General features: G+C 72.0%; 8 protein-coding genes and 1 pseudogene. 1 reads left to right on the top strand and 8 read right to left on the bottom strand.

Features of this window, described 5'->3' with window-relative positions; genetic code table 11:
• Nucleotides 1–92: 92 nt before the first annotated feature.
• The 4 genes from IJH84_RS11730 to proC all read right to left on the bottom strand — a co-directional run bounded on the left by IJH84_RS11730 (nucleotide 93) and on the right by proC (nucleotide 2,949).
• The gene (locus IJH84_RS11730; protein ID WP_295143979.1) at nucleotides 93–1,127 is read right to left on the bottom strand and encodes an NAD-dependent epimerase/dehydratase family protein; all 1,035 of its coding nucleotides are present in this window, start codon (nucleotides 1,125–1,127) and stop codon (nucleotides 93–95) included.
• Nucleotides 1,128–1,430: 303 nt separating this feature from the next.
• Nucleotides 1,431–1,532: an AURKAIP1/COX24 domain-containing protein gene (locus tag IJH84_RS11725; protein ID WP_003402602.1), complete on the bottom strand. Its 102-nt coding sequence runs from the start codon at nucleotides 1,530–1,532 to the stop codon at nucleotides 1,431–1,433.
• 220 nt (nucleotides 1,533–1,752) lie between these two features.
• Nucleotides 1,753–1,977, bottom strand: coding sequence for a helix-turn-helix domain-containing protein (locus IJH84_RS11720; protein WP_200068910.1), 225 nt, complete (start codon nucleotides 1,975–1,977; stop codon nucleotides 1,753–1,755).
• Between the two features lie 162 nt (nucleotides 1,978–2,139).
• Nucleotides 2,140–2,949: a pyrroline-5-carboxylate reductase gene (gene proC, locus IJH84_RS11715; protein WP_295143921.1), complete on the bottom strand. Its 810-nt coding sequence runs from the start codon at nucleotides 2,947–2,949 to the stop codon at nucleotides 2,140–2,142.
• Nucleotides 2,950–3,056: 107 nt separating this feature from the next.
• On the opposite strand from proC, the gene IJH84_RS11710 reads away from it, so the two are divergent.
• Complete coding sequence (locus tag IJH84_RS11710) at nucleotides 3,057–4,679, top strand: long-chain fatty acid--CoA ligase (protein ID WP_295143917.1); 1,623 nt, start codon at nucleotides 3,057–3,059, stop codon at nucleotides 4,677–4,679.
• Nucleotides 4,680–4,788: 109 nt separating this feature from the next.
• Here the strand turns inward: IJH84_RS11710 and IJH84_RS11705 are convergent, their stop codons facing one another.
• The 4 genes and pseudogenes from IJH84_RS11705 to IJH84_RS11690 all read right to left on the bottom strand — a co-directional run.
• Nucleotides 4,789–5,067 (bottom strand): hypothetical protein, encoded by a 279-nt coding sequence (locus tag IJH84_RS11705; protein WP_200068907.1) that lies wholly within the window; start codon nucleotides 5,065–5,067, stop codon nucleotides 4,789–4,791.
• 73 nt (nucleotides 5,068–5,140) lie between these two features.
• Nucleotides 5,141–5,941: a thioesterase family protein gene (locus IJH84_RS11700; RefSeq protein ID WP_295143913.1), complete on the bottom strand. Its 801-nt coding sequence runs from the start codon at nucleotides 5,939–5,941 to the stop codon at nucleotides 5,141–5,143.
• A 95-nt stretch (nucleotides 5,942–6,036) separates the two neighbouring features.
• Complete coding sequence (locus IJH84_RS11695) at nucleotides 6,037–6,924, bottom strand: sugar phosphate isomerase/epimerase (RefSeq protein WP_295143910.1); 888 nt, start codon at nucleotides 6,922–6,924, stop codon at nucleotides 6,037–6,039.
• 95 nt (nucleotides 6,925–7,019) lie between these two features.
• A pseudogene (locus IJH84_RS11690) lies at nucleotides 7,020–7,877 on the bottom strand (hypothetical protein); the annotation flags it as partial.

Raw genomic sequence — 7,877 nt, 5'->3', positions numbered from 1 at the left:
CACCGGCGCCACCGGTCCGCGGCGGGCTCCGGGGCCGCGCTGCTCCGCCGGGTGCAGCGGGATCACGCGCGCATCAGCCATCAGGTCTCCCATCACCGCAGTCGGGCGAGCAGGTCACCGACGCCGTGCTCCAGCGCGGTGATGCGCTCCGGGTCGATCACCGGGTGCAGGTCCCGCCCGCGCACGAAGTCGTCGAACGCCTGCTGGGTCGTCCAGCGCGGGGTGAACCCGAAGCGCTCCCGCAGCTTCGTGGTGTCCACCACCCGGCCGAAGTTGAGGAACCGCATCTGCTCGGGGGAGAAGTCCACCAGCCGGGCACCGCGGAAGAACCGGCTCATCGCGGGCACCCCCAGCCGCGGCACCGGGACCGCGACGCGACCGGCGCGGCGGATCGCCTGCGAGAGCATCAGGACCCCGTCGCCGCCGACGTTGAAGACCCCGGGCAACGCCTGCGCGGTCGCCTTCTCCAGCACCGCCAGCGCGTCCTCGGAGTGCAGCAGCTGCATCCGGGCGTCGTAGCCGAGCACGGTCGGCACCAGCGGCAGGGCGAAGTAGCGGGTGAGGTCGGCGTCGATGCGCGGTCCGATCAAGTGCGTGAACCGCAGCGTCGTGATGTCCACGTCGGGCCTGCGCCTGCCGAAGCCGCGCACGTAGCCCTCGATCTCCCCGGCGTCCTTGGCGTAACCGGAGGACGGCACGTCCTTGGGTTCCATGTCCTCGGTGAACACCGCCGGATCGCGCGGGCTCGCGCCGTAGACGGCGGTCGTGGACTTCACCACCAGCCTGCGCACCAGCGGCGACTTCTGGCAGGCGGCCAGCAGTTGCATGGTGCCGATGACGTTGAGCTCCTTCATCGCGGCCCGCCCTTCGGGGCCGGCGTTCGAGCTCACCGCCGCGTGCACGACCGTGTCCACGTTCGCCCCGGAGATCACCTTGGCGATCAGCGGGTTGCGGATGTCGGCGCGCACGAACTCGGTGCGGCCGAGCCTGCGCTGCAGGTCCGGACGCGGCGGGGCGGTGTCCACGCCGAGCACTCGTTCGATCGCGGGGTCCGCGGCCAGCCGGGCGGCGAGGTGCCCGCCGAGGAAGCTGCTGACGCCGGTCACGAGCACGACGTTCGGCACCATGGTTCTCCCCGAGATGTGCGGCCGGAAAGCGATCGCTCGCGCTTGCGCGAACCAGCGCGGCACCGAAAGCACGAACCTCGCTCGTGATGCTACCGAGAGCGCGCGAGGCCCCGGTTACGTGCGCGGAAACGCCGAGGGCGATCGGTGGGAACCCCAACAGCGCACCCGGAGCCGGGCAACCCGAGATCGCGTACACCACCGGAGCGGGTGGTAATCGAACCGCCGCCGACCGCAACGGGTCGGCGGCGGTGCAAAACGCCGGGCGGCGCGCCCCCGGGTACCGGGTCGCGTCGGCGCGAGGTCTTACTTGCCCAACTTGCGACGCTGGACGCGGGTCCGGCGCAGAAGCTTGCGGTGCTTCTTCTTGGACATGCGCTTGCGGCGCTTCTTGATGACCGAGCCCATGCGGCATCCTTCGCTGTCGGCGGTGCTACGAATCCCGTGCCGGTGCGGGCCGCTCCCTGGCGCAGCCGGTGTGGCACCGGCACCAGGCACGAACGATCCCGCAGCTTACCGCGCCGCCGGTGCCGCCCTGACGGAGTGGTCCCGGCACGGCGGCACGGCGTGCGCGGCGAGCACCGCGCTCGAACAGCGAATCCGCTGCTGCGGAGCGAAAAACCGCTCCTCAACCCGCGTTGTAGTAGGCGTGCTCCAGGTAGTGGTGCACGTCGCTCTCCGCCACGCGGAAGGAACGGCCCACTCGCGCGGCGGGGAGCTCACCTGCGTGCACCAGCCGGTACACGGTCATCTTGGACACCCGCATCATCCTGGCCACCTCGGCCACGGTGAGGAACTGCACCTGACCGGCCTGCGGGGGCGCTTGCTGGCTGGGTTCCGAGTTCGCGGACATGCTTCACCGAGCCCTTCGCACACCACGCTCCGCCGGCTTCCCCTCCGGCGGACACTGCACGGGCGTGCCCTGTCGAGAGTAGCGGGACGGCTGGGATGGCTGCGATGCACGAACGACCCGGTTTCAGGAGTTTGCGCCCGTCAGCGGCGGGGAAGCGGGCGCTCAGTCGTGCGCGCGGCCCAGTTCCGCCGATCGGTTCCTGGCGGCCTCGACGGCGTCGGTGAGCGCGGCGCGCACCCCGTGCTTGTCGAGTTCGCGGATGCCCGCGGCGGTCGTGCCCGCCGGGGACGTCACCGCTTCGCGCAGGAGCGCCGGATGGTTCTCCGGTCCGTCGCGCAGCATCGTTGCCGCGCCCATCGCGGCCTGCACCACCAGGTCCTTGGCGGTGCCGCGCGGGACGCCGAGCAGGACTCCCGCGTCCGTCATGGCCTCGACGAGGTAGAAGAAGTAGGCGGGCCCGGAGCCGGACAGCGCGGTCACCGCGTCCTGCTGCTGCTCCGGCACGCGAACCACGCGGCCGACGCTGCCGAGCAGTTCCTCCGCCAGTTCCAGGTGCTCGTCGGTGGCGTGCGCGCCGCCGGAGATCGCGCTCATCGCCTCGCCCACCAGCATCGGAGTGTTCGGCATGACGCGAATGACCGGCGTGCCCTCGGCAAGCCGCCGCTCGAAGAGCTTGGCGGGCAGGCCCGCGCACATCGACACCAGCAGCTTGTCCGGCCCCAGCAAGGGCGCGACCTCGTCCAGCAGCGGGTCGATGTCCTGCGGCTTGACCGCCACCACCAGCACGTCCGCGCGGTTCGCCGCGGTGGGCACGTCGACGTGCTCGATGCCGTACTTCCCGGTGAGTTCGGCGGCCCGCTGCGAGTAGCGCTCGGTGAACATCAGCTCGGCCGGGGCGCGCCCGGCGTCCAGGAGCCCCGCGAGCAGCGACTCGCCGATCTTGCCCGCTCCGAGCACGGCAATGGTCTTCATGCGGCACAGGGTGCCAGAACACCTGGAGTAGACCCTCCCCCAGGCGGCGGGTGCGCGGTTAGTGTGTCCGCACCCAGAAGCGTGCCGGACGAGGAGGTCCGAATCCGATGCTGAGCACCATGCACGACGGCCCGCTGTCGATCGCCAGGATCCTGGCGCACGGCACCGGTCCGCACGGCTCCTCCGAGGTCGTGACCTGGACCGGCGCGGAGCCGCGGCGGCGCAGCTACGCCGAGGTCGGCAGGCGGGTGGCTCAGCTGGCGCACGCGCTGCGGGAGCTCGGCGTGACCGGTGACCAGCGGGTCGCCACGTTCATGTGGAACAACGCCGAGCACCTGGAGACCTACCTGGCGGTGCCGTCGATGGGCGCCGTGCTGCACACGCTGAACATCCGGCTGTTCCCGGAGCAGATCACCTACATCGCCGACCACGCCGAGGACCACGTGGTCGTCGTGGACGGCAGCCTGCTGCCGCTGTTCGGGAAGATCCTGCCGACGCTGAGCACCGTCCGGCACGTGATCGTCGCCAACGGCGACGCGTCGGCCCTGGAAGCGCCCGCAGGCGTTCAGGTGCACGACTACGACCAGCTGCTGCGCGGCCACCCGGACACCTTCGACTGGCCCGAAGTGGACGAACACGCCGCCGCCGCGATGTGCTACACCTCCGGCACCACCGGCAACCCGAAGGGCGTCGTCTACTCGCACCGCTCGATCTGGCTGCACTCGATGCAGGTGTGCATGTCGGACGGGATGGGCCTGGCGCAGTCCGACCGCGGGCTGGCCGTGGTGCCGATGTTCCACGCCATGTCCTGGGGCCTGCCCTACGCCGCGTTGATGGTCGGCGCCTCGCTGGTGATGCCGGACCGGTTCTTGCAGCCCGAGCCGCTGGTGCGGATGCTCAGCACGCTGCACCCGACGATGGCGGCCGCGGTGCCGACGATCTGGCAGGGCGTGCTGCAGCACCTCGACGCCGATCCGCAGGACATCTCCGCGCTGCGGGAGGTCGTGGTGGGCGGCTCGGCGTGCCCGCCCTCGCTGATGCGGACCTTCCAGGAGCGCTACGGCGTGCCGGTGCTGCACGCGTGGGGCATGACCGAGACCTCCCCGCTGGGCAGCGTCGCGCGCCCGCCCGCCGCCGCGACCGGCGAGGCGCAATGGCCCTACCGGGAGTCGCAGGGCCGGCTGTCGTCTGCCGTCGAGGCGCGGCTGATCGGCGAGGGCGGCACCGAGCAGCCGTGGGACGGCAAGAGCGTCGGTGAGCTGGAGGTGCGCGGCCCGTGGGTCGCCTCGTCCTACTACCGCGACGACGACCCGGACAAGTTCGACGACGGCTGGCTGCGCACCGGCGACGTCGGCACGCTGTCCCCGGACGGCTTCCTGCGGCTGACCGACCGGGCCAAGGACGTGATCAAGTCCGGTGGCGAGTGGATCTCTTCGGTGGAGCTGGAGAACCACATCGTCGCGCACCCCGCCGTGGCCGAGGCGATGGTCGTGGGCGTGCCGGACGAGAAGTGGGACGAGCGGCCGCTGGCCGCCGTGGTGCTGCTCGATGGCCAGCAGGCCGACGCCGCCGAGCTGCGGGAGTTCCTGACCGGGCGGGTCGCCAAGTGGCAGGTTCCGGACCACTGGGCGTTCCTGGCGGAGGCACCGAAGACCAGCGTCGGCAAGTACGACAAGAAGCAGCTGCGCAAGCAGCACGCCGAAGGCGGCTTGGACATCAAGCACGCCTAGGACCCCTGATCGGCGATCGCCGGAGGGGCCGCCGCGCCGTCGGCCGAATCGTGCTGGTGATCCGGCGCCGACCGCGGCTTCGGCCTTGCGAGGCCGCGGTCGGCGCGGGTCACTCCTCGGTCTGCTCGGACTCGTCCGCGGCATCGGACTCCGCGGAGTCGATCGACTTCTCCTTCTTGCGCTCCGCTCCGGAGAACGTGCCCTGCAGGTCCTCCAGGTGCTCCCGCGCCAGATGCGTCAGGTGCAGCGACCGGTCGTAGGCGGCGCCCTGCACGGTCGGCTGCGCCGCCGCGGTCCACTGCTCCTGCGCACCGCAGAGCTTGCAGAACTGCCCGCCGCCGGAGTGCCGGTACTCCTGCTGCAGCGGGTGGATGCGCACGGTGGGCACGGTGATCTCCCTCGGTTCGACGGTGGCGGACCGCCAGCCTAACCCCGGCACCGCGGCACGACCCCGACGTCGATCAGTCCGGCGCGCGCAACGGGCTCAGCGCGAGCTGCCTCGCCTGGCACACCAGCTTGCCGGTGGAGTCGATCACCAGCGTGTCCTCGTCGAACCAGGCACCGTGCACCGCCTTCGACTCCACCACCAGCCGCAGCCAGCCGTTCGCCGGGCGCGCCCGCAGCAGCGCCGTGAGCTGCACCGTCGGCGACCAGCCGAACCTGCCCAGGTTGAACGTCACGGGCATCGTCAGGTCGCCTGCGACCAGGCCGAACAGCACGTCCGGCTGCCCGGCGTGCGGTCGCACCCACAGCCGCAGCCGCAGCGGATCCGAGGTGCTGCCGCGCAGGAAACCGGCACCGCGCGGATCGATCCGCATGTCGCAGGTGCGCGTGAGGCCCGGCGCGGCGCGGGTGTCCGGGTTGGCGAGGTCGACCGCGTCCTGCGGCGGATTCACCGGCATCTCCGGCAGGTCCGAGTACGCCGGTTCCTCGTCCGGCAGCTCGCCGAGCGTGATCATGGCGTCCACGCAGGTCTGCCCGCTCTGCTCCAGCACCGAGCGCACCGCGGTCACGGTCCGCCCGGCCTTGAGCCGTTCGGTGCGCAGCAGCACCGGGCCCACCTTCGGCGGGCGCAGGTATTGCGCGCTGACCGAGAGCGGTTGCAGCGAACCGCCGCCGACGGCTGCCCGGCTCAGCAGGGCCAGCAAGTAGCCGCCGTGCGGACGTTCGCCCACCGCCCAGTCGGGGTGCAGATCGGCGGCGAACGTGCCGTTGCCGAGCGGTCGGATGGCGAGGGTGTCGAAGAAGGGGGTGGCGTTCACGCGTGGCCTGCGAAGTGCCGGCGCGGCCCGTTTCCGGGCGAGACGCGCAGATTATTCATGAGCACGATTCTACGAACCCGCGAGGAAGTTGATCACTACCCGGTGTGCGGAGCATCCTGTCGAGGCGCGCCCGGCGCCTGCAGGTGCAGCCGGCAGAACACCAGCGCCTCCGCGAGCTGCGCAGCCCGTTCCTGCGGTGTGCGCGCCTTGCGGGTGTTGACCTCCAGCACCACCGAGCCGGAATACCCGTCCGCGGCCAGCGCCTCGCAGACCTGCGCGCACGGCTGGCCGCCGTGGCCGGGGACGAGATGTTCATCACGCGGAGCGCCGGTGCCGTCCGCCAGGTGCACGTGCGCCAGCCGGTCCTGCATCCGCTTGTACAGCTCCAGCACGTCCGCGTGCGCCGCCGCGGCGTGCGAGATGTCCAGCGTGTAGCTGCGGTAGCCGACGTCGGTCGGGTCCGGGGAGGGCGTGAACGCCGACAGCCCGGAGGACCGGCCGCCGCGCAACCGGTTCAGCCGGTTCGGCGGGCGGATCGGGAACATGTTCTCCACCGCGACCCGGATGCCGCTGGTCTCCTCCAGCTCGCCGACCAGCTCGCCGAAGCCGTCGGCGTAGCGGCGCTGCCAGCGGAACGGGGGATGCACCACGACCGTCGAGGCACCGAGATCACTCGCGGCCGCCACTGCCCGGCGCAGCCGCTCCTCCGGTTCCGGCGACCACACCCGCTGCGTGATCAGCAGGCACGGCGCGTGCACCGCGAGGATCGGCACCCCGTGCTCCTGCGCCAGCCGGTGCAGCGCGTCGACGTCCTGGCTGACCGCGTCCGCCCACACCATCACCTCGACCCCGTCGAAGCCCAGGTCGGCGGCCATCTCGAAAGCAGCCCGCGCGGGCTGCGGCCACACCGAGGCGCTGGACAGGCCCACCGGGATCTCCGGACGCGCTTGGTCGAGCGGAGCCGGCTGTGCTTGCGGTGCCATCTCCTGTCCTACCGTCGCGCTCACCCGCCGCCCGGTGCCGCCCCGCCTTCCCCGGGCAGGCCCGCCGGAGCCGGGCATGCGCGGCGCGACCGGGCTCACTGGCTGATCAGCAGCAGCGCGGCGGGCGACACGGTGCAGATCAGGCCGACCAGCACCGCGAGCAGGATCGTCTGCAGGTCGTCGGTGCGCAAGAACTTCCGGGCGATGAACACCAGCGCACCGGTGATCGCCAGCGCCGCGACCAGCGCGGCGATCGGGATGGAGGTCCACAGCCAGCGGAACGCCACCCAGACCACGCCCCCCGCGACCAGCCCGGCGCCGCCCTGCAGCGCCAGCACCGCCCACTCCTTGCCGGTGGTCTGGTGCGGCTCCTCGTCGTCCGCGTCGTAGTCGGCGCGGTAGTCGTCGGCGTCCATCCCGGCGGGCAGCGCCGCGTCGTAGTCGTCGGCGTCGTAAGCGTCGTAGTCGGCACCACCGGCCGGGTAGTCGTCGTAGTCGCCGCGCGCGTAGTCGTCCTGGCGGTATCCCTCGTAGTCGTAGTCCTCGTAGGGATAGTCGTAGGGGTCGTCCGCAGGCGCGTCCTCGCCGACGCCGGGATAGGCCATCATCGCGGTGCCGTCGCCAGCGCTCCTGGCCTCCGCCTGCACCCGGGGCAGCTGTTCGGTGGCACCTTCGACCGGAGGCGCCGCCATGTTCGACGGGTTCTGCACCGGCGGGACCTGCGAGCCGGTGCCCAGCGGTGGGTGCTGGACCGTCGAGGGCCCGTCCGGGCCCGCCCCGTCACCGGCGTCGGCGGGCGCGTTGCGCGGCGGCGAACCGGCTGCGGCGAACCGGCGGGCCCAGAAGCTCACGCCGCTCTCGCCCACTGCCGGGCCTTCTTCCTCGGCCTGGTGGGCTTCCGGCGGCATGGCGCTGCCGGGCGGAGCGTGACCCGGCTGCGGCGCGGCGCGTTG

Origin of the sequence: Saccharopolyspora sp., assembly GCF_017434145.1 — a bacterium.
Taxonomy (GTDB): Bacteria; Actinomycetota; Actinomycetes; order Mycobacteriales; family Pseudonocardiaceae; genus Saccharopolyspora_C; species Saccharopolyspora_C galaxeae.
The sequence above is the reverse complement of the archived record's forward strand: the minus strand, read 5'-3'. Positions and strand labels throughout refer to the sequence as shown.

Coding starts and splice junctions, on each gene's coding strand:
- IJH84_RS11695 (WP_295143910.1), bottom strand. CDS start 6,924: ATGGCACCGCAAGCACAGCCGGCTCCGCTCGACCAAGCGCGTCCGGAG.
- proC (WP_295143921.1), bottom strand. CDS start 2,949: ATGAAGACCATTGCCGTGCTCGGAGCGGGCAAGATCGGCGAGTCGCTG.
- IJH84_RS11725 (WP_003402602.1), bottom strand. CDS start 1,532: ATGGGCTCGGTCATCAAGAAGCGCCGCAAGCGCATGTCCAAGAAGAAG.
- IJH84_RS11710 (WP_295143917.1), top strand. CDS start 3,057: ATGCTGAGCACCATGCACGACGGCCCGCTGTCGATCGCCAGGATCCTG.
- IJH84_RS11720 (WP_200068910.1), bottom strand. CDS start 1,977: ATGTCCGCGAACTCGGAACCCAGCCAGCAAGCGCCCCCGCAGGCCGGT.
- IJH84_RS11730 (WP_295143979.1), bottom strand. CDS start 1,127: ATGGTGCCGAACGTCGTGCTCGTGACCGGCGTCAGCAGCTTCCTCGGC.